The following is a 22,361-nucleotide window of genomic DNA, read 5'->3' as shown; positions in this document are numbered from 1 at the left end:
CAGTTGTTACCATCAAAGCTCTTCCTGGCACTTTGTTCGTCCCGCAGCGCAGCAAAGACCGCAGTCCTCCTGAATGCGGGGGCAGATATGGTTTTCGGCTTGGACACGCCGCACACCCTCGCCTCGGCGCAGGTTGCCGCTTTGCTCTCGAGAGCACGGCACCCGGATCGGACTTCGGGCAGCCTATGTTCCTGAAATCGCACCGGTTACAACGCAGGGTAATGCTGTTTGGAGCCAGCAGTGGTTGGAAGGCTTCCCCCCCAACCATGAACCGCTTGAAGTGTCTAAGCGAGGCTGAGTATGAATGACTCTCGTTTTGGAAAAAAGTACCAGATGGCAGGCGCGTGTACTCCTGCCAAATCCAGTCCGCTTACCATCGCGGAAGGCATCACTGGCACTGATTTGGAAAGCGAGCGTCAACTTGCTTCCGAGCATGCAAAAAGGTTTTCCGGGACTGGGCCGTTCCTGTCCGACCGACAGAGCCAGGTTCTGAGTGGGGTTGCATTCGGTTTGACAAGTGCCGAGATTGCGGACTGGCTGGGTCTTTCAAGAAGAACTGCAGATATTCATCGAGCTCATGCAATCGCAAAGCTCGGGGCACGAAACTCAGCTGATGCCGTCAGGATTGCTTACAGCATTGGAGTCAAGTTGGTTGTTCCTCCCCAAATTAACGGCTAGGCTCAGGACCCATTGATTGGCTGAGGGGGATGTGATTCAGGCTCCGCGAGGAGACTGAGCATGAGCGACCTGTACTGGCTGACGGAAGAGCAGATGGCTCGCCTTTCGCCTTATTTTCCCAAGAGCCACGGCAAGCCGCGGGTTGACGACCGGCGGGTTCTGAGTGGGATCATCTTCGTCAACCGGAACGGCTTGCGCTGGCGGGATGCGCCAAGGGAGTATGGGCCACACAAGACATTGTATAACCGCTGGAAACGGTGGGGCGCGATGGGCGTGTTTGGTCGGATGATGGAAGGCCTGTCCGCCCAGAGGGCCGAACCTCAGACACTCATGATCGACGCGACCTATCTCAAGGCTCACCGCACGGCTTCCAGCCTTGGGGTAAAAAAGGGGATCTCGGGCGTCTGATCGGACGGACCAAGGGTGGCATGAACACCAAGCTTCACGCGATAACCGATGCCAACGGCCGCCCCCTGAGCTTCTTCATCACGGCCGGCCAAATCAGCGATTACACCGGCGCAGCGGCCCTGCTCGACGACCTGCCCAAGGCACAGTGGATGCTTGCCGATCGGGGCTATGATGCCGAGTGGTTTAGGGACGCGCTTGAGCAAAAGGGCATCAAGCCCTGCATTCCGGGCCGGAAATCCCGCTCCATCCCCGTCAAGTACGACAAGCGCCGATACAAGCGGCGCAACCGCATCGAGATCATGTTCGGCCGTCTCAAAGACTGGCGACGCGTGGCAACGCGATACGACCGCTGTCCAACCGTCTTCTTCTCCGCCCTCGCACTCGCCGCCACCGTGCTCTTCTGGCTGTAATCAGTGAGTCCTGAGCCTAGGGCCGGACGCGCGGGACACCGCCTCGCACGGGATTTCGATCTCCATCGTCTTGTTGCCAAGCATCTACTGAGATTCGCGCACCTCGCCATGCAGAAGGCTGCGTTTTCTGCTCGGCACCACGTGCAGCAGGCGCAGGTCACCGTCAATGCACGCACTCGGCATGCTGACGCCAGTGAGAAAGGATGTTGGGAGCTACTGCTTAAAGTCACGCGACAGCCGACGCGCTCATGCGAGGCAGATCAGTTTACTCAACGACGCGGCACCTCTCTCCGGCGCCAAGCGCCTCCGATAGCCTGAACAGGCATAAAGTTCCAGGTCACATAGTCGGTCATGCTCCTCGCTCTTGCGAACATCTGAAGTCATGTCCGGAGATACTGCGGCCGCTTCAGCAGCTTTCCCCTCGCACCAACTCCAGCCCGAAATCGAGGCCACATGACTCTGCTAGCCCGCAAGCAACGCTTTTTCCTTCGAGCGTTGGCACTTCTGACAACTCCGCAATTCGTCTGTTCCGACGCGGACCCGACCCTCCGGCGACAACTGGAAGCACAGCGTCCTTGAGGTAAGCCTGCCTACTCCCTAATGCCTTTTTGCTAAGCCTGATACTCACTTGACTAATCTAAAAGAGTAGTTGATACACCCACTGTGACATAACCATGGGTCCGCACTCGAGCCGCGGATCAAACAGTGTAAGGAGATAACTGTGTTCCAGCCGGATGGTTCCGCCAGTCCGATTCTCGGAAGTCTGACCGAGATTGTCTCGGCTCACCTCTCTCACAATCCGGTCGCTGCATCCGATGTCCCGCAGTTTATCAGGCGGGTTCACGAGACCTTGACCGAACTGGAAGGTGGGCCAACTTTGTACGCGGAGTCCGGGAAATCTTCCCGGGATAACCCTGAGGGTAGTGATGTTCCGCCACTTTCGCGCACACCTGCTGTTCCCATATCAGAGTCAGTCAGCCATGAGTTCATCATCTGCCTGGAAGATGGAAAGCGATTACGAATGCTTAAGCGGTACCTCATGGCTCAATATGGCATGACACCCGAGCAGTATCGGTCGCGGTGGAACTTGCCGGCGGATTATCCGATGGCAGCGCCCGCATTGCTCGAACAGCGTCGCTCCAGCGCCGTGGCGGGCGGCCTGGGTGTTCGTAAGAGCAACTTGAGCAAGCCGGATAAGCGCTCGCAAAAGCGTGATCGTCGCGGATAACCGAGTGAGTGCGCGAGCACATAGGAAAAAGTCTTTCCTTCCCGCTCGTCGTGCTCACTCTCCGATCGTTTGAGACTACGCCAAACACATTAAGCGCATCCCAGTTTACTCACTGCGCGTCCCGGGGTCCTCTTGACTGATGAGCTTGCCAGTTGCCTTGCGTGGTTCAGGAGTACTTCAAGCAAACGTGGACGTTTGGATCGTGTGGATCGTTGCCCAACGAGACCCGGACGTGTCAAGCACCCGACGGTTCGATCGCCTCTTTGCTTGCTCGCATGCACTCACGCCCATACGCTGATCGCGCAGGTTCTGGTCGCCAAGCAGCCCATCCCCGTGCCGCTTAGCCCCCCAGCTCAGGTCTACGCCCGTCACGGAATCCAAACCGGCCGAACAGCCATGCCTGGTTAGGCTGGCCGGTCTGCGTGGTGCCTAGTCCCATTGCACAATGATCTCCTCGAACAGTTGCGACGATCCGAGCGATTGTTCACTTTCGAGATACTCCTCCTGTCCTCTACCACGGACGGAGCCGGACCAAGACTGACAAGTATCCGGACCATGCCGGCGGCGATCGACCATGGGACGGCGATGGTCCGCCCATGACTGCCCACTTCTATGCTCCCGATGCCAAGCGCGAGCGCGCCGTAGCAAGCGTTTGAAGCTCTTCGGGCATCCTACTGGTAAACCGTCATTGGGCTATTCCGCGCTCGCCCAGTGCAGCCAGCAACCCAGCCTCGCGATCTGCCGGTCGTATGCGAGGCGCCAAATTCACGAACTGAATGATACCTCGCCGGTCGCCACGGAGGTGCTGCGCCGCGTTCCTTTGCTATCCGCGGTCGAGTCCGAAGTTCGCGGCACCTTCCCGGCGATAAGCGAGTTCAAGCTGCACAGCTCACCCGGATTTGGCGTTGTCTTCCGCACCCTACCGTCGTCATTCATGCGAGCTGCTCGCGGTGAAGGAGCGCACACAATCAAGAGGAGCAGCAACACTCTTCCCGCCGCACAGAATCTATGCAAGAGAGCCGCCACAGGTTTGGATTCTGTCCTTGCACCCACCAAACCCACCAAGGATGTAGGGCGCTGCAGGCCTTGGATGGCCTGAAGATCGCGGACAATGAAGGCGGGAGTGATTTTGATGATTTACCGGCGAGAGATCGACGGCCTTCGGGCAATAGCCGTTATGCCGGTGATCCTCTTCCATGCGGGTTTAAAGGTTTTCAGCGGCGGATTTGTTGGCGTCGATGTCTTCTTTGTGATTAGCGGATATCTTATAACGCAGGTCATTGCCGAAGATCTCAGCCATAGACGGTTTTCCTTATTAAATTTCTACGACCGGCGAGCCCGTCGGATAATTCCGGCCCTCTTTTGCGTTATTATCTGCTGCCTGCCATTCGCATGGTCATGGATGCTGCCGTCTGAGCTAATCTCCTTCAGCAAGAGTATCGTTGCCGTCGCGATTTTTTCTTCGAATATACTGTTCTGGTCCGAGGAAGGCTATTTTTCACCTGACGCTGACCTCAAACCGCTGTTGCATACTTGGAGTCTCGCCGTCGAAGAGCAATTCTACCTTTTCTTTCCGTTAGTCCTTATATGCTTGTGGAGATACGGGAGAAAAAACTTAATAGCGATCGTCGTTGTTCTGCTAATTGTGAGCTTCGGCATCAGCGAGTGGGGGTGGCGCCGCATGCCAAGCGCCAATTTCTACCTTGCTCCTGGCCGGGCTTGGGAGTTGCTCACAGGATCGCTTTGCGCTCTTATCCCGATCAGGGGCAACAGCCGGTATTACAACCCAGCCAGCATTCTGGGTCTCTCGTTGATCGTCGGCAGCGTATTCCTTTACAGCGATACGACCCCGTTCCCCAGCGCATATACTTTAGCACCTGTGCTCGGCGCCGCTCTGATCATTTGTTTTGCGACCCGAGGAACCTACGCAGCAATGCTGCTCGGGTCGCGGCCGCTCGTTTATATCGGACTCATTAGTTACAGCGCCTATCTCTGGCATCAACCCTTGTTTGCGTTTGCGAGGTTGCGAAGCATCTCCGAACCAAGTCCCGCCAGCATGGCTTTCCTCGTGCTTTGCGCCTTGTTCATGGCCCACCTATCCTGGAAATTCGTCGAAACACCATTTCGCCAAAGAAGGCGCGGCTTCACGGAATCTTCGGAGAACGTCTTTCTCGCTGCCGGCCTTGCGATTTCCGTTCTGGTCTTCATCGGCGTAGCGGGCCTCGCTTCCCGTGGTACGACGATGCGAGGCGCAAACCAAGTCGAGTTTGCAAAGATTGAGCAGCGATTTGCGCCAAACTATGGATTGTCGGGGAGTTGTGAAGGCAGTTTCACGCTGAGTGCAAATTGCCGGACTGCCGAGAACCCGGAGGTTCTCTTGTGGGGTGACAGCTATGCCATGCACCTGGCTCCAGGCATCCTTGCGAGTGCACCACGCTTGAAGATGCAACAGCACACAATCTCGGCCTGCTCACCGATTCTTGGCATGTCACAAGTTGAGGGTGGGCTGAGCGGAAATTGGGGGGCAAAGTGTATAGCCTTTAACGATAACGTGATGAACTGGCTGAAGAACAACCCTGAGGTAAAAACTGTCATCTTGTCGTCGCCGTTCGTCGGTGTTACGAGTTCGCCACTTCTCTTCCGTGATGGCAGTACGTGGAAGGCTGGCGATATTCAGAAGGTGAGGAAGGAACTGCTTCGCACAATTGACCGGATTCGATCGACGGGTGCCAGAGTAGTGATCGTGTCCCCTACCCCAGTCAGTAATCGAGACAACGGGAGATGCTTGGAAAGAAGCGCGTTCTTCGGCAAGGGTGGTCGCCCGTGCGATTTCCGTCGCGTTGAGAACACCGGACCTGAGCGCCTATTGCGGGATGCGGAACAGTTTGTACCGGTCTATTGGCTTTACGCAGACCTGTGCCACAACGGTGTTTGTCAGACGCAGGATAGGGGAGTATATCTCTTCAGAGACAGCGGGCACTTCACGCGTGAGGGAAGTGTGCAACTTGGTATCCGTTACAATTGGTTTCGGAGGATGTCTCAGTTGGCTCGATGACGTACGCGGGGGGCGCGATTTTTGAGTTCCGTTGACGTATCATCCATGTTTTTGGTGCAGCGATGCTTGCGAGGGCGGCGAAAGGAAGCCTCAGTTCGGAAGGCGGCTTTTAACGGGACTGATTTCTGTTGATTCTGGTGTTTACCCATACGATCTGAATTCATTGACGCATCCGGCAGGCTGGAAGATCTCAACCAGCCTGCCGGTCAGAACCAACAGTACAATGACGGGGAGCCATTCGGTGAAGCCCGAGGTCCAGTTCGGATCAGGTGGTGATCGCGCGCCCTGATTGGCTGCCAAGTCCAATGCAACAGTTCGTCGAGTTGGCGGGCCAGATTTCGCCGAGACGGGCCGAAGGCACCTGCTGGCCGGGCATGCGGATCCACTTCGTAGCGGCGTGCGGTCTGATCCAGAGTGTGAATGATCTGCTCGGATGCCGCCACCATCGGATCCGCAAAGCCGCCAGGTCTCTCGCTGGGGCGGCGTGCAGCGCGGAACTCGTTCTGTCACGTTTTTGGTCTGTCAGACCTGGCGGTCGTCGAGGAGACGGGTGAAGGCATTCTAGCGGCGCAGCATGCAGTTGGTCGCCTTGGGGAGACCGCGGTTGCGCAACAGCGCGGCGAGCCGGGAGGTGGGCCAGGCGTGCAGCTTGGCAATCAAAGGCGCACTCAGCTCACGTGAGCGCAGTCGGCCGTCCGGCCGCGTCCGTGCCATTGATCGCACGCGCGACATCGAACGAGACATCGATCCGCTGCACCGCCGCGAGGGCGATCGAATATATCACGCCGGCATGCACTCTGCGGCTCCTCCTGCGAGCAGTGCTGGCAACGTCGGCGAGTCGAAAGAGACTGCGCCGCGCGGGAGCAAGGTACCGGCCCCAAGCACAGGCGCAGGCACACAAGCAAGAAGATGGCTATAGCTCCTGACATCCTCTGTAAATGACGGATCCAACCAATTTCGTGAGTTGCGCCGACAACTTGCAGGTGGTGGAGTCTGAAGCGCCCCGGGTTCCCCGGAGGCAGTTTCAATTGGGTCATGCCACCATATCGAGGGTCTCGTTGGCTGCATAGTAGTTGGCTTCGGCCTCGGCAGGCGGGATGTGCCCGATGGGTCCGAATAGGCGATGGTGGTTAAACCAATCGACCCAGCGCAGGGTTGCCATTTCCACAGCCGACGCGCTCGGCCATGATCGCTGCGGCCAGATGACCTCGGCCTTGTAGAGACCATTGATCGTTTCGGCCAAGGCGTTGTCGTAGCTGTCGCCAACGCTGCCGACGGACGGCACGAGATTGGCTTCGGCGAGGCGCTGGGTGTAGTTCATGGCCGGGTATTGAACGCCCCTGTCGCTATGTTGGATCAGCCGGTCATCGGGACCGGGCCTGCGGCATGGATCGCCTGTTCCAGAGCGTCGAGCACGAAGCCGGCGGTAGCCGACGTGCTGACCTTCCAGCCCACGATACGCCGGGCATAGGCATCGATCATGAAGGCCACGTAGACAAACCCCGCCCAGGTGTGGACGTAAGTGAAGTCGACCACCCACAGAGCATTGGGTCGGCTGACGCGGAACTCGCGGTTGACCTTGTCCAGCGGGCATGGCGCCTTCGGATCGCTGAGCGTGGTGATGGTCTTCTTGCCCCGCCGCACACCTGCCAAGCCCATGGCTGCCATCAGCCGTTCCACCGTGCACTTGGCGATCACCACACCTTCGCGCCGCAACTGGTGCCAGACCTTGCGCGTGCCGTAGAGCCCAAAGCTGGCTTCATGGACGCGCTTGATCTGTGCCCGCATCTCGTCATCCCGCCGAGCACGGTCAGGACGCTTGCCAGGATCAGCAAGGCGGGCAGCATGCTCGTGATAGGAGGATGGGGCGATCGCCAGTTCACGGCAGATCGGCTCGATACCCAGGTCCTCGCGATGGGCGTCTATGAACGCAATTATCATCTGCCGTGGCGCCCAAGCTCTCTGGCTCGCTCCGCCATCGCAAAATACGCGGACGCCTTGCGCAGGATCTCGTTGGCCCGCCGCAGCTCCTTGACTTCCTGCTCCAGCAACTTGAGGCGTTCCCGGTCATTGGCCGCCTGCGTGCAGCCAACCTTCCTGGCGATCGAGGTCAGCGCCGCCCACTCCGACGGGTAGTCCGCTCGATGCTCATCAACCATCCGTACCGCGCGGTCGCGAAACTCAGGCGAAAACTCGTTCCTTGTAGCGCTCATTGTAGCTCCTTCTCACAGATAGGAGCCTCCGGAAAACCCGGGACGCTTCAGTCCGGGCCCGTCGCTCACCTTTCGCTGGCAGTGCCACCGGGGGCGCGGATGCTACCGGCTCAAACAACGCAAAGCTTCCGGGGCCTCAAGGTTTGTGTGGCGCTACTTGGACAGTCAGCACGAGCCATCGACAGAATCAACTGTCCCGCGCGTCTGCTTCACACACTCCTAAAAAACCGACTTGATTGCGTCACTGATCAGGACTATGCAATGAATTAGTCCTAATGAGTAGAATGCTATCCGCATTTCGCCCAGATGGCTGTCAAGGAAACCATGTCCTGTCTGAATCTCGACAAAATCGCGGTCCTCTGCTGATTGCATCTAACCTAAAAGGTAACTTTTATTAGGTATCGGACAATATTAATGCTAGGCGCCCTCCATTTCGCCGAACCCACTTGCCTGTTTTGATCAATTGAAGGAGGAGCTCGGGCCCTATGAGCATACGCAGCGGTGAAAAGGTCTACGTTGTCGATGACGATGAACCCACCCGTGCGTCGATTGACTCGATTCTCCGTTCCGTGGGGTACAGCGTCGAGACATTGAGTTCAGGGGAAGAGCTCCTAGAGCGCATTACGCCTGGAATTGAGGGCTGCGTTGTCCTCGATGTACGGCTTCCAGGACCAAGCGGTCTGGAAGTCCAGAAACGTCTAAATGAGAACGGGATCGATGTCCCTTTGATTTTCATTACCGGTCATGGTGACATCGCCATGGCAGTGCAGGCGATGAAGGCAAAGGCGGTAGAGTTTCTGACAAAACCGTTTCGGGAACAGGACTTGCTCGATGGTATCAGTCGAGCACTCGATCTTAGCCGGGAGCAACGCAGAGTTTCCGAAGCGCAAAAGGCGTCCATCCTTCTGGTCAAGAACCTTTCCTCGCGCGAATTCGATGTCTTCAGCTTGTTATGCCAGGGCTATCTCGGGAAGCAGATCGCCCACCTACTCGAATTGTCAGAGGCAACCGTCAAGGTGCATCGCCGCAATTTGATGATCAAGCTAGGAGTGTCGAGCATAAGCCAAATGATTCTAACATTCGGACACCTGGCCGATGCCCGCGTAGTGGATTCGCTTTCAGATCGCTTCACGCCATCGACAAGGACGTTGATTGGCGCTGAGGGGCTCGAAATCGCAATGGGGGAACGATGAGATGGAGTTTTCTCAGCATCCCGCCTCAAGAAGTGGCAACAAGACGGTGATCAACGTACCCTTCCCTTGTTCGCTCTCAAGTTCGATGGAACCTTTGCAGCGCTCTACGATGGCCGAGGTAATTGGCAAACCAAGTCCGGTTCCACTGGATTTCGTGGAATAGAACGGCTCGAAGACCGCCGGTATATCAGCGAGAACTATACCGGGGCCATTGTCTTCGACCTCAATACGAAGCATCGTGTTCGCACAGCGGGATAGCCGGATCAAGATCAAACGCTGGCCGATGTTCTGTGAGACAGCATCGATGCTGTTGGTGATGAGGTTAAGCAATATCTGACTGACCTCGGTGCAATGGAGAGCCACTTCCGAAGTATCAGGTCGGGTGGAATCGAAGAGACTGATCTCAATTTCGTGCTCTGAAAGTTGGCCCTGCAATAACGGCAGAAGGCTGCGAATGGTTTTGACCACATCACATCTGGATTTCCCTGACGGAGAAACTTGGGTCAGCGCCTGAACGGGATTGACAACGCATGTAATCCGACTGACTTGCTCGGCAGCGCGATTGAGCGCTGAACGAGCTTCACCGAGATTTGGAGTTGGATGCGAAAGCCAGCGCATGGCGGCATTTATGAATGTCGTGGCGGCCCCGAGGGGCTGATTTATCTCGTGTGTGATTGAACTTGCCAGCCTTTCCACAACAGAAATTCGTTCTAACCTCTCGACATCGAGAGAATACTTAGTGCCCCTCCCCGGCCGAGGATTACCAGCCTTATGCTCGCACCGGCACATTCCGTTCACGGCCGAAGCAATTTGAGGCAGTCTTTTCGAAACCAAACCTTTGGGACAAGCAGCAAGATCAGTACCAACAAAAATTCCATTTCCTCCGATAGAAAACGCCTCGGGCGCAAAGGCGGTGTATACACAGCAAAGCTCATCTTCAACAGCTCTCACCAAACCTTACTCCTAAAACTGAGTCTACTCCGGACCAGAGAGGTCACCCCCAGGAAATCTACCCTGTACATTCGCGACCCATGGAGAGGTTGAGGCATCTGCTTTGAAAGTGCGGCCTTCACATTGTACCCCTCATGGCCCTGCCAGCGGGTGTACCCGGACTGAAATCTGCCGTGCGATAACACTGTCCACCGCCGACCAAAGCTCATCTCCGGTTAGTTGTGCGACATGGCTAATCGATTCGGCAGAAAACATAGTACAGCTTAAGACTTTTTATCCAAGCGGACTAGTGCCCTGCCCCTGCGGAGTGAGGTATCAGGGATAGCTGACCACTTGAGGGGGCCCAAGCTTCCTCGCATCTGTTCGGGGTGCGCAAATGAGCAACTTTATGAGTCGACTGAGAAGATCAGTCAGCGTTGAGATGTCCCCCGAAGAGATCGCGCAGGATGAAGCATTGCGTCGCCGGGAGGCTCGCCTGTCACCACTGTGCGCGGTTTCAGTGATCAGTGGGTTATCGCTTTTGCTTTGGATTGCCATCGCAGTCGTAGCATGGCTTTGTATTCCGCAATCTTGAAAGTCGATGGAAAGGCTTCAGATCGTATAAGCCAACTACCTGCGCATTTTGTGGAATGGGCTTGATATCACACCGCTTGCAATCGATTGTTACCCGGTTGGCCGGACGCGTTCTCACGCCGTCTGGTTAGATGACAGAGAAAGCTTAATCGATACCCTGTCTTGAGCCGCATAATCTGGCCAGCATGACAGGTTTTAGGGTCTGTGTCAGGGAACCATTGCCTCGAGCGTTCCTCGATCATGCTGATGCAGATCCGACGAGCGGGAGTAGTTGGCGCATTCGCGGGTTTGACGAAATCATCCAGTATTCCGAGGTGGTCATAAAGCCCGAAGACGCTTCGCTCACCCGACTTGCGGAGCTTGGCCTTGACCCGCGATACAGCCTTGTCGATCGGAATGAGGATTGGCGTTTAGCTCCGAGAGAACCGCAGGGTGAGCGCCGGTTGCCTCCATCCGATCACGATACGCGCTTATGTCTCCACAGATCTCCAATGGTAACCACCTCACTTGGCCGTAGCTCTGAGAAAAGGACCTGCGCCCCTCGGGCCTGCAACCGGTCGCCATTGATGGAGCCGCCGAGCCTCATTGGGGCAACCTTGCCAGTCTTGCTCAATCAGCGACAAGTGTGTTCGCCTCGCGAGAGCCGCGGGGCAGCCCATTCTTGGAGGCTCGCCCTTCGCGCCCGCCCACGATTGCGGACCGTGTTGTTGGCGGTCCAGGTCTCGTCGATGATACGAGCCGCTCGGGTTCCAGATCAAACTGGGGTAACAAGACCGGCCTGGGCACAGAATGTCCGGACGGTCTTGCTTGATCGGGCCCGGTCTTCTTTTGCGGGTGCCACCCGGCCATCAAAAGACCATTAAAGTATGTCGAGCCCGATGTGAACGCCTTGCCCAGGCAGGCTCGACTGGATTTCTGCCAGAGCCATGTCCCCGTTGCCCGCCAGCAGTACCGAGAGATGCTCCCCATGAGTATCGGCTTTTGAAGAGCGCCTATCACCACCCGGCTTACCCCAACCGCACTGCCAAACTCACCAGCCGACAGCCGCCAGCGAACCGCTGTGCCAACCCCAAACGAGCGGCTGGAGTCCGGGAACTCATGCTACCCTCAGTCGCGGAAACGACCCCGTCGTGCAAAATTCTTGGACAGAGGCAGATCTCATCATGCTGGCCTTCTATCCAGCGAAAAGGATCAATCAGAGACGCAATACCGGCGGAACCCCTCGCGATTCTGGGGCTGTTGGAAACGCTCTGGCGCCGGTGACGTATGACATGATGACACGTCAAGCATAGTGGCCGATCGCCTAGCCTGTCGTGACATTTGGTCGCTATCTGGTCAGCCCCTTCTACCCCAAGGAGTAAGCCAACCACCCACAAGTATCATGAATCCTCCGCCAGAGTAGCTTACCATGGACAGTCCTTTGAGAGACGAAGCCGGGAGTGTGCCGTACACCGCTGGCTCCGCGTTCTTTAACTGCGGGCTGTCTCGCCGCGTATCGTAGAGGAATTAGTATTGTGCGCGTAATAGTTACCGGCGGAGCGGGGTTCATTGGTTCAGCTCTCGTTAGGTACCTGATAGGGGAAATGGGATATCAGGTCCTCAACATCGACAAGCTGACTTATGCCGGCAACACACAGTCGTTGTTGTCGGTTAGATCGAACCCTCTCTATCAGTTTTTGCATGCCGACATCTGCGATGCGGAAGCGATGGGCAAGGCGATCGAGACATTCGCTCCAGATCGGATAATGCACCTGGCAGCCGAAAGCCACGTCGATCGTTCGATAACGGGCGCATCGGCCTTCATACAGACGAACGTTGTCGGAACGTTCACGCTACTCGACGCTGCAAGGGCCTATTGGGAAAAGCTCGGCGATACCGAGCGGGCCGCGTTCAGGTTCATTCATGTTTCGACCGACGAAGTCTATGGCTCGCTGGGACCTTCTGGACTGTTTACCGAGACCACCCCATACGATCCATCGTCCCCGTATTCCGCTTCGAAGGCCGCATCGGACCATCTGGCCAAGGCTTGGCACCGGACCTACGGAATGCCGATCATCACGACAAACTGCTCCAACAACTATGGTCCGTACCATTTCCCCGAGAAGCTGATTCCTTTAACAATTCTCAGCGCCATTTCGATGCGTTCGCTGCCTGTATATGGGACCGGGGAAAACATCCGGGATTGGCTCTACGTCGAGGATCACGTCCGCGCTCTTGATCTCATTGCGACTAAGGGACAGCCTGGTGAGACGTACAATGTGGGCGGCAGAAACGAGCGGCGCAACATCGACGTGGTGCGCTCGATCTGCGAGATTCTCGACAAGCTGCAGCCAAGCTCTCGCCCCCGCGAGACGCTGATTGAGTTCGTTCAGGACCGGCCGGGCCACGATGCCCGCTATGCCATCGATGCTTCGCGGCTGGAGAACGAGTTGGGCTGGCGCGCGATGGAAACCTTCGAGACGGGGTTAGCCAAGACGGTTGCTTGGTATCTGGAGAACGACTGGTGGTGGAAGCCATTGTCGAGCCGCTATGCCGGAGACAGGCTCGGCCTGCGCGAGGACTTGGTCGCATCCAGGTTCGAAACATGAAGATTCTTGTTACCGGGAGGAACGGCCAGGTCACTCGTGCCATTATGGAGTGCTCCAAGGCCCAGGGTCATAAAGCGATTGTTCTTGCCCGCCCCCAATTCGACCTAGCGACCAGCGACGTCTCGACGGTTCGCCGTCTGATGTCCGCAGCGGCGCCCGATCTGGTCGTATCGGCAGCTGCCTACACAGCTGTAGACCAGGCTGAGACGGATGAGAAACGTGCCTTGGCGGCCAATGTGGGCGGAGCGGAGCAGATCGCCATCTGTGCGGACGAGTTGCGCATACCATTGATCCATCTTTCCACCGACTATGTTTTCTCGGGAGAGAACGGGTGTCCTTGGAGAGAACATGACGAGCCAGCCCCTAGGAGTGTTTACGGCTATTCGAAGTTGCTGGGCGAACGTGCAGTGGCAAACGCATGCTCAGATCACGCAATTTTGCGGACGGCCTGGGTTTACAGCCCGTTTGGAACCAATTTTGTCAAGACCATGTTACGCCTTGCGCAGCGTAGCGAAGCTGTATCCGTTGTCGGTGACCAGGTCGGCAACCCTACTTCGGCACATGACCTTGCCGCAGCTGTGATCGCAGTCGGATCAAACATGGTTCGCTCACGAGATCCTGCCCTACGAGGAGTTTTCCACGCCGCAGGAATGCAAGAAGCAAGCTGGGCCGATTTTGCCAAGGGCATCTTCGATCTATCCCGCTCTCAAGGTGGCCCCCATGCAGAGGTTATCGAAATAGCGACGGCCGACTACCCAACCCGGGCTTCTCGCCCGGCGAATTCCAGGTTGGACTGCTCACGCCTGGCGAGCGTCCATAATCATGCGCTCCCGGGCTGGCGACATTCGCTACCAGGGGTCCTCGCGAGAATCCTTGCCGAGTCCCGTTCTCTATCTGTTTCAGCTGAGGTAACTAGACGATGAGGGGTATTATCCTTGCTGGCGGCAGTGGCACGCGCCTGTTTCCCATGACGATGGCGGCCTCGAAGCAACTGATGCCGGTGTATGACAAGCCGATGATCTATTACCCTCTGTGCACCTTAATGCTCGCAGGGATAAAGGAGGTTCTGGTCATCACCACGCCGCAGGATGCCACGGCATTTCGACACCTTCTTGGCGACGGAAGCCAATGGGGAATGGAGATATCCTTCGCCACGCAACCCAATCCTGGTGGACTTGCTCAGGCGTATACGATCGGCGCCGATTTCGTGTCGGGTCGCCCGAGCTGCCTGGTGCTGGGCGACAACATCTTCTTTGGACATGGTCTGCCGGAACTGATGAAAGCCGCCACCGCCCGGGAGGAAGGTGCAACCGTCTTTGCGTATCACGTGAACGATCCTCAGCGTTATGGTGTGGTCGAATTCGACGACTCGCAGCGGGCAGTGTCCATCGAGGAAAAACCACACATCCCTCGCTCATCCTGGGCAGTTACAGGGTTATACTTCTATGACTCCCAGGTCGTCGACATAGCGGCCAATCTCAAGCCCTCGCCAAGGGGAGAGCTGGAGATAACAGATGTGAACCGTGAGTACCTGAAGCGAGGCAAATTGAATGTCGAGGTGATGGGGCGGGGTTTTGCATGGCTGGATACCGGTACGCCAGACAGCCTGCGAGAGGCTACGGATTTTGTCGCAACTATCGAGCAGCGGCAGGGCATGAAGATCGCATGCCCAGAAGAGATCGCCTATCGCCAGGGTTTCATCGACGAGCGGGGCGTCGAAGTTGCTGTCGCGAAGCACGGCAAGAGTCCGTATTCCGCGTATCTTTCACGCCTGCTGGAAACCTGAAACAGCCACCGTGTTCCATGCGGCAGGCGCCTTCCTATTGCGAACGGTAGTCAAGGTCCTTCGCCCCCCCTAGAGCCTGTATAGATCGTCCTGCGGGACATCGTTCAAGCACTGCGAAGCCCTGATGCCGCCAGAGGTCAGCGTCGGTGTCCCACGGTTAGTATCCGGCGGCATTCCTTTTGCAGACGCACCCGTTGACGGTCGGCCTGTCACGGACAGCCTCTAACGATCGAATGAATGACGGACTCCGCCCATTGATCTGAAAATCAGTTCAACACAGAGTCGAACAGGTCTAATGTGTCGACGAGAATCATTAGTTCTGGCCTAATGTCCAAGCCATAAACCTTTTGATTCAAACCTCTAGCTGAGCACATTCATATGGATGCTACAACGATGTTTCGCATAGATGGGCACATTGTTTCCTTGCGTTTGGTTAATCCCGAAGATGCTCCTTTCGTCTATCTGCTTCGCACGGACCCTGCACTCAATCGGTTCATCAGCCCGGTCTCAGGTGGGGTCGACGATCAGCGGGCTTGGATCGAAGCATACAAGGAGCGGGAAGCCCGGTCGGAAGAATTTTATTTCCTGATCGAGGAGGTTGGTAGCCGAAAACCATGCGGGCTGGTGAGACTGTATGAGTTGGAACGCACCCAGCTGATATGGGGGAGTTGGATACTGCACCAAGACAGACCGCGGTTGGCGGCTCTCGAAAGTGCGATTTTGAGCTTCGGCTTTGCATTTGAGACGCTCGGAAGGGATCTGTGCGTCTTGAACGTCCGGCGGGGTAACCAAACTGCGATCCGCTTTTACCGAAGGTTTGGCATGAAGGAGACCGGTGCCGACAAGGAGAATTACTATTTCGAGTACTCAGCAAGCGACTACCGGGCGTCAGCACCACGGCTGCGCGAAGTTCTCAAACTGGAGGCTGGCTGATGCCTCGACAACTCGACCCTGCTGTCGTTCGGTTGGTCGACCTACCCGTCATCTCGGACCCCAGGGGAGATTTGACCTTTATCGAAGGCGATCGGCACACGCCATTTCACATCCGGCGAGTATACTACCTTTATAACGTGCCGGTCGATGCAGAGCGCGGAGGGCACGCACATAAGGACCTCGAACAGGTCATTTTCGCATTATCTGGAAGCTTTCGGGTAAAAGTCGATGATGGTTCGACGACCGCAACGTATTGGTTGCGTAATCCGCGACAAGGTCTCTATGTAAACCGTTTGATCTGGCGTGAAATGGACTGCTTCAGTCAGGGAGCTGTCTGCATGGTACTTGCCTCTAAGCCATACGATGAACAAGATTACTACAGAGATTATTCAACTTTTCAGAATGCAGTTCGGGAGAAGCTTTGATGACGGTCCCTTTTCTCGATCTAAAGGCGGCCTACCGAGAGTTGAAGCCGGCGATCGATGCAGCAGCATTGCGCGTATTGGATTCCGGACGCTATATAAACGGTAACGAAGTTGAAGCTTTCGAGAACGACTTTGCCGCCTATTGTCACGCGAACCACTGTGTAGGCCTTGGCAATGGCCTGGATGCGATTACGCTTGCGCTCAGGTGCCTTGGCATCGGTTCCGGCGACGAGGTAATCGTCCCCTCAAACACCTTCATCGCGACTTGGCTAGCCGTCTCCATAATTGGTGCTCAGCCGGTTCCCGTCGAGCCCGACCCGACAACGTATAATATCGATGCCTGTGCAGTGCGAAGAGCTGTGACCAAGCGGACCCGAGCGATAATCGTCGTGCATCTTTACGGGCAGCCGGCTGACCTTGATGGTCTCCGGGCGTGCGCTGACGAGCTTGGTCTTCCCTTGATTGAGGATGCCGCCCAGGCACATGGGGCTTTATACAAGGGTCGGCCAATAGGAGCACATGGCGACATCGTCTGCTGGAGTTTCTATCCTGGGAAAAATCTTGGAGCGATGGGCGACGGCGGCGCTATCACAACGGACGTGCGGGACCTTGCCGACGAAGTGCGCAAACTGTCGAATTATGGGAGTACCGTAAAGTATCGCCACGAAATCCCTGGTGTGAACTCCCGGCTCGATCCGATACAGGCGGCCATTCTGCAAGTGAAGCTCAGGTACCTCGATGAGTGGGTCCAGCGGCGCCGCGCCATTGCAAGCCGTTACCTCCAAGAGCTTGACTCTCAGATCGTCACGGTGCCGGCCGTAGCAAATGGAGTCGATCCGGCGTGGCACCTTTTTGTAGTGCGCTCGGAACGGCGCGACGCGCTCCAGGCTCATCTTCGCCATTGTGAAGTCGAGACACTCGTTCATTATCCCACTCCGCCCCACATGCAACCAGCCTATGCAAGACTTGGGATGTCCCCGAACCGATTTCCCATTGCCGCCGGCCAGGCTGACCAACTGCTGAGCCTACCAATCGGGCCCCACCTGTCTGAACAGCAAGTCTCGCAGGTCATAGATGCGGTTAATCGATTCAAATGACAGCAACGCGTAACAACTACCGGACCATCCTGCGTTCGACATCGACCACTGGCCTGGCTTCGCTTGTCAACATCGTTTCCGGCATTGCAAAAGCCAAGATACTCGCCGTTACGTTAGGACCGTCCGGCGTCGGGCTGTTCGGCCTTTTTCAAAGCCTGGTTCAATCGTGCACGACAGTTGCCAGCCTCGGTCTTGATACAGCCGGCACACGGGAAATCGCGAGGTGTGCAGCACAGGAGAGGCCCGGAGACGTTTGGCTTTTGCGCCGCTGGCTTCTGGTCATGACCACCTTCTTGGCGATGACAAGCGCTGCGGCAGTCTGGGTTGCAAGTCGCTGGATTGCCAACGTGTTTGCGGGGGAGCGCGTAAGCGCTGCACAGATTGCGTGGCTCGCTCCAGCAATTGCACTTTCGGTTGCAGCGGCAGCACCAACTGCAATACTAGCGGGACTGCGGGAAATCGCAGCGCTTGCGCGAGTTCAGGTGCTCGCCGGTCTGTTGAGCACGGTTACAGTGGCAATTGCAGCTTTACAGGCCCCATCGGCGGCGTTGCTCGCGGCAATTTTAACAGCTCCGCTGTTCTCGTTAGTCGTTGCCAGGTTCCTCGCAGGGCGCGCGATGCAGTCACTACCGAAACCAGAGTCGAGATCCCGCAACGACCGCGTCGGTCTTGGAATGATTTTGAGTGGCGTTCAGGTAGTCGGCGCCAGTCTGGCGGCCACGGCGGGGCCCTTGGTCGTCAGAAGTCTGATTATCAACGACCTGGGCGTTGATTCCGCCGGTACATTCCAGGCAGCCTGGGCAATAGGTGCAACTTATCTCAGCTTTGTGCTGACCGCCATGGCGACAGATTATTTTCCACGCCTGACGGGAGCAATAAGCGATCAGAAAAGTGCATCGGACATTGTCTCGCAACAGACCGAAGTGGCCCTGCTGCTATGTGGTCCGATCCTGATTGGAATGCTTGGGATCGCACCATGGCTCATTGAAGTTCTGTATGCGAAGAGCTTTGGCACAGCGGTCGTAATCCTGCGCTGGCAGCTCCTTGGTGATCTGCTTAAACTGGTGAGTTGGCCGCTCGGATACGTATTGCTGTCGGCGGGCGAAGCCCGAAAATTCCTTTTCGCAGAAGTTACAGCAATGGGCATCTATGTTGTCGGAACTTTTCTGCTTCTTCCGGTTACAGGCATTGCAGCGCCCGGCATAGCCTATCTGATGCTTTATATGCTGTACCTGCCGCTCATCAGGTATCTCGCAGCAAGGCACGTTCAACGCCCTTGGTCGCGCTACGTGGTTGCGCTTGCGATAATCCTGACAGTCGCAGCAGCAAGCACTCTTTGTTTGTCCTGGGTAAATCCTGTCTACGGGCTGGTCGCATCCATTGTATCTGCAGGTTCGCTTGGTCTGATTGCACTCAAGCGCTTGAGAACCAAGCTCTTGAGTGCATCCCCTGAAGAGGCAGGCGGAAGTGTCGACAGGCGAGAAGGATAAGGCGTCAGGAGAGATCCACGCGTTTCGTAGCCCAACGCCAGCGTTTCGCATCGCCGCAAACCGAACATGCAGGAGCGGCCAACCGTGCATTTTCCAACACGCTCACCCTTTTTGGGTGGGTAAAAGCCGAGGCCACCGAAGATGTCGAGACTATCAGCTTTGCCGCCTCCGTTAGTCACTACCATCATCCCGGCCTACAATCACGAAACCTATGTGGCCGATGCTATTGGCAGCGTGATCGCGCAAAGCCATCCGAATATGGAGATCGTGATAATCGACGATGGGTCGTCCGACGGGACACGAACCGCCATCGAGCGAAAGCTTTCCGCCACTCCTTCGCACCATCGGATCATTTTCGAGACGCAGGACAACGCCGGGGTCTGCGCAACCCTCAACCGTGGCCTACAGCTGTCCTCAGGTGAATTCATCCAGTTCCTGGCAAGCGATGACATGTATCTCCCGGAGAAAACAAGTCATTGCTTACGGGGTTTTGGAGGACTGGATGAAGCTTTCGCGGCAACATATTGTGATGGACTGGTAATTGATCAGAATGGACGCAGGATTGGAAAGTTCTCCGACATCTACCCCAGGCCAATCAGTAAAAATAATTATCGCGAACTTCTTGTATCCAACTGGATACCGGCAATGGGATTATTATACAAGGCTGCCGCGCTCCATTCTCTTGGTGGATTTGACGAGAATCTGAAGTTTGAAGATTGGGATCTTCTCCTAAGGCTTTCGCGTCGATACAAGATTCATTTTGTTGGCCAAGAGCTTTTTGAATACAGGCTACACGGTGATAATCTTCATAACAATATGCCAGTGATGCTGGATGGGCTTGAAGCCATGTTCGCCAAGCATCCTCGGATGAATTCGTTTCAGGAGTTTGTTCGGGCCGGCAGTGACAGGTCGATGCGCCGCTTGCTGCGCACGGTCAGCCCAGGAAACGCCGAACTTTACGGACGGCTTCTTTTGAGACGGGCCCGGACCAGGAGGATTTGACATTGCATGTGCGATTAATCGTCAGGCCGAACCTTGGAGTGAGCTCGAACTCAATCCGCACCTGACCCGCGTTGACCCACGTAGCGCTGCGGCAACGGCTTGGGTGTGAATAGGACAACGGACATGAATTTCATCAAGGAGATACAACGCCGTGGTGGGCTGCGGGAAGTGGTCAGGCGCGCCATCAGCACGCTTTCATCCCAGGGGCCTGGCGGCGTCTATCGCGGAGCATTGAGACTGTTCCACGTAGACCCCGGCTATCAACGATGGATTAGAAGATTCGAGCAACCGGGCAAGGATGCCCGGCGCATGCTGGACATTCTGGATTACGCTTCGCAACCAGGACCCAAATTCACCATCATTCACGCGATTGACCGTAGCAACGCGAGGGATGCATTGCTCGCAGTTGCAACCGTTTTGGATCAGGTCTGGCCGAACTGGGAACTCATTTGCGTTTGCTCAGACATCGAAGATTTCTATCTGGAGGAGTTGGATCGGCTTGCGACATCCGACTTGAGAGTGCAGCGAGTATCGGCTCCTTTCGCCCGCCCTTGGTCGGAATCCATGAATCTGGCACTCCAGCAGGCAAGTGGGGATTGGATCATGGTTTTGCCCGGGGGAGACTTGCTGGAGCCCACCGCGCTTCTAGAACTTGCGTTTGCGATTGTTGGCCGGTCGGAATTGCGAATGATCTATGCCGATGAAGATGAGATCAACGCAATTACCCTCAGGAGAGAAAACCCCAATTTCAAGCCAGATTGGTCTCCCGATCTTCTGCGATCATGCAATTACCTTGGAGATTGTGTTGCCCTGAAGCGTGAAGACGTACTTCTTGTTGGTGGTTGGCAGCCAGGTTTTGAGAAAGTTGAGAGTTATGACCTCTACTTGCGCATCAGCGAGAAGTTGGGGCATCACGAGATTCACCACGTGCCAAATGTTCTTTATCATCGGAATGTCAGACGCTCTGCATTGCATGGAAGAGACGTTGCGGAGCGTACGACGGATGCGATGAGAGCGTTGAGCGGTCACCTCGCCAGAACGGGTAGATCCGCGATCGTGACGCCAGAGATGGGCCTGGGCCTTTTCAGGATAAGGTACAACCTTCCCGTTCCGCCACCGCGCGTCAGCATCATCATCCCCAACAGAAACATGCCGGACGTTCTGGACAGATGCCTTGAATCCATCCATGACAAGACAGATTATCCCAGCTATCATGTTGTCGTCGTTGATAACGGCTCCGACCACCCGGGCTTGTCCGAGATTTACGGAAAGCTTGTCGAGCGCGGAGGAACGTTATTGCAGTATGATCAACCCTTTAACTTTTCCGCGATGAACAATCTTGCTGTGAAAAGCTGCGCATCGGACGTCCTTGTGTTTCTCAACAACGACACGGAGGTGATTGGTCCGGACTGGCTTGAGATTCTGGTCTCCTACGCGATGCAAGATCATGTGGGTTGTGTCGGTGCGAAGCTGTACTACGACGATGACACGGTTCAGCACGCTGGCGTATTTGTGGGAGTGGGAGGAGTTGCCTGTCACCCTTATCGGGGCGCATCCCGGACGGAACGCGGTTTCAGGGATCGACTTCAGGTTACCCAAAACCTGAGCGCAGTGACTGCCGCCTGCCTTGCTGTCCGCAAGTCAGTGTTTGAGCAGGTGGGCGGGTTCGACGAACGACACCTGAAGATTTCGCTGAACGATGTAGACTTGTGCTTGCGCGTGCGTGAGGCCGGTTATGATAATGTTTGGACGCCCCACGCCGAATTGTACCATCATGAAAGCCGCTCACGAGGCTATATGGTGAGCGCTGCAAAGCGTGCCGAGTTTGATATCGAAGCTGACTTTTTCGCTGCACGGTGGCCGTCCTATCTCGCGAGGGACCCTTATCACTCCCCGAACCTCGATCGTCAGAGCGAGTTCGTTTCGATACGCTCGATCTGAAGCGGCGCCGGTATTCTCTGGGCGTTCCAAGCTGCTTCGACCAGATGTATCCACACCGGGAAGAGGACGTCGGGGACGGTTGACCTGCCACGAACATTCATCCGGCTCTGATCAAAGCCCCGGCGGTCGCGCTGACGTGCCCCCCTGATTCTCCTCCAAGCTTGGTTAGAATCCGGCCCATCAAAAGGACGGACAGATGAAGCGAACAAGGTTCACGGAAGAGATGGGGTATTCGGCGGCGTGACCGCTTGGTTGGTGGCATGTGACGTGACCCCCAGCTTTCCGCCAGCTGGGATTAGGGCCGGGCGGTTGTTTTGCGCATCGGCGCAGTTGAAGCAATGGGCTGCGTAGCGGAGCCCGTAGGGCGTAGCGAAGCGGGCCATTGCTTAT

Annotated in this window: 15 protein-coding genes, 1 pseudogene and 1 other annotated feature; of the genes and pseudogenes, 14 read left to right on the top strand and 2 right to left on the bottom strand. The window is 56.3% G+C overall.

Features of this window, described 5'->3' with window-relative positions:
- Positions 1–300 precede the first annotated feature (300 nt).
- The 4 genes from I2488_RS19910 to I2488_RS18815 all read left to right on the top strand — a co-directional run bounded on the left by I2488_RS19910 (position 301) and on the right by I2488_RS18815 (position 5,779).
- Positions 301–678: a LuxR C-terminal-related transcriptional regulator gene (locus I2488_RS19910; RefSeq protein WP_196277333.1), complete on the top strand. Its 378-nt coding sequence runs from the start codon at positions 301–303 to the stop codon at positions 676–678.
- Positions 679–738: 60 nt separating this feature from the next.
- Positions 739–1,496 (top strand): IS5 family transposase gene (locus tag I2488_RS18825; protein ID WP_196277332.1). Its coding sequence is split into 2 segments (ribosomal slippage): positions 739–1,072 and positions 1,072–1,496, totalling 759 coding nucleotides; the frame shifts between segments, so codons are not numbered across the junction.
- A gap of 721 nt (positions 1,497–2,217) precedes the next feature.
- Complete coding sequence (locus I2488_RS18820) at positions 2,218–2,724, top strand: Ros/MucR family transcriptional regulator (protein WP_343071118.1); 507 nt, start codon at positions 2,218–2,220, stop codon at positions 2,722–2,724.
- Positions 2,725–3,835: 1,111 nt separating this feature from the next.
- Positions 3,836–5,779 carry an acyltransferase family protein gene (locus tag I2488_RS18815; protein WP_196277331.1) on the top strand — a complete coding sequence of 648 codons (1,944 nt, stop codon included), beginning with the start codon at positions 3,836–3,838 and terminating at the stop codon, positions 5,777–5,779.
- A gap of 1,033 nt (positions 5,780–6,812) precedes the next feature.
- On the opposite strand, the pseudogene I2488_RS18810 reads toward I2488_RS18815, so the two are convergent.
- Positions 6,813–7,992, bottom strand: a pseudogene (locus I2488_RS18810) (IS3 family transposase).
- Positions 7,645–7,771, bottom strand: a sequence feature (AL1L pseudoknot). Its footprint overlaps the pseudogene before it by 127 nt.
- Positions 7,993–8,477: 485 nt before the next feature.
- Between I2488_RS18810 and I2488_RS18805 the strand changes: the two are divergent.
- On the top strand, positions 8,478–9,185 hold the full coding sequence (locus I2488_RS18805; protein WP_196277330.1) for a response regulator transcription factor: 708 nt from the start codon (positions 8,478–8,480) through the stop codon (positions 9,183–9,185).
- Positions 9,186–9,197: 12 nt separating this feature from the next.
- Here the strand turns inward: I2488_RS18805 and I2488_RS19830 are convergent, their stop codons facing one another.
- Positions 9,198–10,136 carry an ATP-binding protein gene (locus I2488_RS19830; RefSeq protein ID WP_196277329.1) on the bottom strand — a complete coding sequence of 313 codons (939 nt, stop codon included), beginning with the start codon at positions 10,134–10,136 and terminating at the stop codon, positions 9,198–9,200.
- A gap of 2,087 nt (positions 10,137–12,223) precedes the next feature.
- On the opposite strand from I2488_RS19830, the gene rfbB reads away from it, so the two are divergent.
- The 9 genes from rfbB (at position 12,224) to I2488_RS18755 (ending at position 21,971) form a co-directional block, all read left to right on the top strand.
- Positions 12,224–13,297, top strand: a complete 1,074-nt coding sequence (rfbB, locus tag I2488_RS18795; protein WP_196277328.1) for a dTDP-glucose 4,6-dehydratase — start codon at positions 12,224–12,226, stop codon at positions 13,295–13,297.
- Positions 13,294–14,220: a dTDP-4-dehydrorhamnose reductase gene (rfbD, locus tag I2488_RS18790; protein WP_196277327.1), complete on the top strand. Its 927-nt coding sequence runs from the start codon at positions 13,294–13,296 to the stop codon at positions 14,218–14,220. The genes rfbB and rfbD overlap by 4 nt, the downstream gene beginning before the upstream one ends.
- Entirely contained in the window at positions 14,217–15,083 is an 867-nt protein-coding gene (gene rfbA, locus I2488_RS18785; RefSeq protein ID WP_196277326.1) for a glucose-1-phosphate thymidylyltransferase RfbA, read from the top strand. The genes rfbD and rfbA overlap by 4 nt, the downstream gene beginning before the upstream one ends.
- A 378-nt stretch (positions 15,084–15,461) precedes the next feature.
- Positions 15,462–16,016, top strand: coding sequence for a GNAT family N-acetyltransferase (locus tag I2488_RS18780; RefSeq protein ID WP_196277325.1), 555 nt, complete (start codon positions 15,462–15,464; stop codon positions 16,014–16,016).
- The gene (locus tag I2488_RS18775; protein WP_196277324.1) at positions 16,016–16,441 is read left to right on the top strand and encodes a sugar 3,4-ketoisomerase; all 426 of its coding nucleotides are present in this window, start codon (positions 16,016–16,018) and stop codon (positions 16,439–16,441) included. The genes I2488_RS18780 and I2488_RS18775 overlap by 1 nt, the downstream gene beginning before the upstream one ends.
- Positions 16,441–17,538, top strand: a complete 1,098-nt coding sequence (locus tag I2488_RS18770) for a DegT/DnrJ/EryC1/StrS family aminotransferase (RefSeq protein WP_196277323.1) — start codon at positions 16,441–16,443, stop codon at positions 17,536–17,538. Before I2488_RS18775 ends, I2488_RS18770 begins: the two co-directional genes overlap by 1 nt.
- Positions 17,535–19,028, top strand: a complete 1,494-nt coding sequence (locus I2488_RS18765) for an oligosaccharide flippase family protein (protein WP_196277322.1) — start codon at positions 17,535–17,537, stop codon at positions 19,026–19,028. The genes I2488_RS18770 and I2488_RS18765 overlap by 4 nt, the downstream gene beginning before the upstream one ends.
- A gap of 141 nt (positions 19,029–19,169) precedes the next feature.
- Entirely contained in the window at positions 19,170–20,030 is an 861-nt protein-coding gene (locus tag I2488_RS18760; RefSeq protein ID WP_196277321.1) for a glycosyltransferase, read from the top strand.
- A gap of 123 nt (positions 20,031–20,153) precedes the next feature.
- Positions 20,154–21,971, top strand: coding sequence for a glycosyltransferase family 2 protein (locus tag I2488_RS18755; RefSeq protein ID WP_196277320.1), 1,818 nt, complete (start codon positions 20,154–20,156; stop codon positions 21,969–21,971).
- Positions 21,972–22,361 lie beyond the last annotated feature (390 nt).

The organism is Novosphingobium jiangmenense (assembly GCF_015694345.1).
GTDB classification, from domain to species: domain Bacteria; phylum Pseudomonadota; class Alphaproteobacteria; order Sphingomonadales; family Sphingomonadaceae; genus Novosphingobium; species Novosphingobium jiangmenense.
The sequence above is the reverse complement of the archived record's forward strand: the minus strand, read 5'-3'. Positions and strand labels throughout refer to the sequence as shown.

Coding starts and splice junctions, on each gene's coding strand:
- I2488_RS19910 (WP_196277333.1), top strand. CDS start 301: ATGAATGACTCTCGTTTTGGAAAAAAGTACCAGATGGCAGGCGCGTGT.
- I2488_RS18815 (WP_196277331.1), top strand. CDS start 3,836: ATGAAGGCGGGAGTGATTTTGATGATTTACCGGCGAGAGATCGACGGC.
- I2488_RS18805 (WP_196277330.1), top strand. CDS start 8,478: ATGAGCATACGCAGCGGTGAAAAGGTCTACGTTGTCGATGACGATGAA.
- rfbD (WP_196277327.1), top strand. CDS start 13,294: ATGAAGATTCTTGTTACCGGGAGGAACGGCCAGGTCACTCGTGCCATT.
- rfbA (WP_196277326.1), top strand. CDS start 14,217: ATGAGGGGTATTATCCTTGCTGGCGGCAGTGGCACGCGCCTGTTTCCC.
- I2488_RS18780 (WP_196277325.1), top strand. CDS start 15,462: ATGGATGCTACAACGATGTTTCGCATAGATGGGCACATTGTTTCCTTG.
- I2488_RS18775 (WP_196277324.1), top strand. CDS start 16,016: ATGCCTCGACAACTCGACCCTGCTGTCGTTCGGTTGGTCGACCTACCC.
- I2488_RS18770 (WP_196277323.1), top strand. CDS start 16,441: ATGACGGTCCCTTTTCTCGATCTAAAGGCGGCCTACCGAGAGTTGAAG.
- I2488_RS18765 (WP_196277322.1), top strand. CDS start 17,535: ATGACAGCAACGCGTAACAACTACCGGACCATCCTGCGTTCGACATCG.
- I2488_RS18760 (WP_196277321.1), top strand. CDS start 19,170: ATGTCGAGACTATCAGCTTTGCCGCCTCCGTTAGTCACTACCATCATC.
- I2488_RS18755 (WP_196277320.1), top strand. CDS start 20,154: ATGAATTTCATCAAGGAGATACAACGCCGTGGTGGGCTGCGGGAAGTG.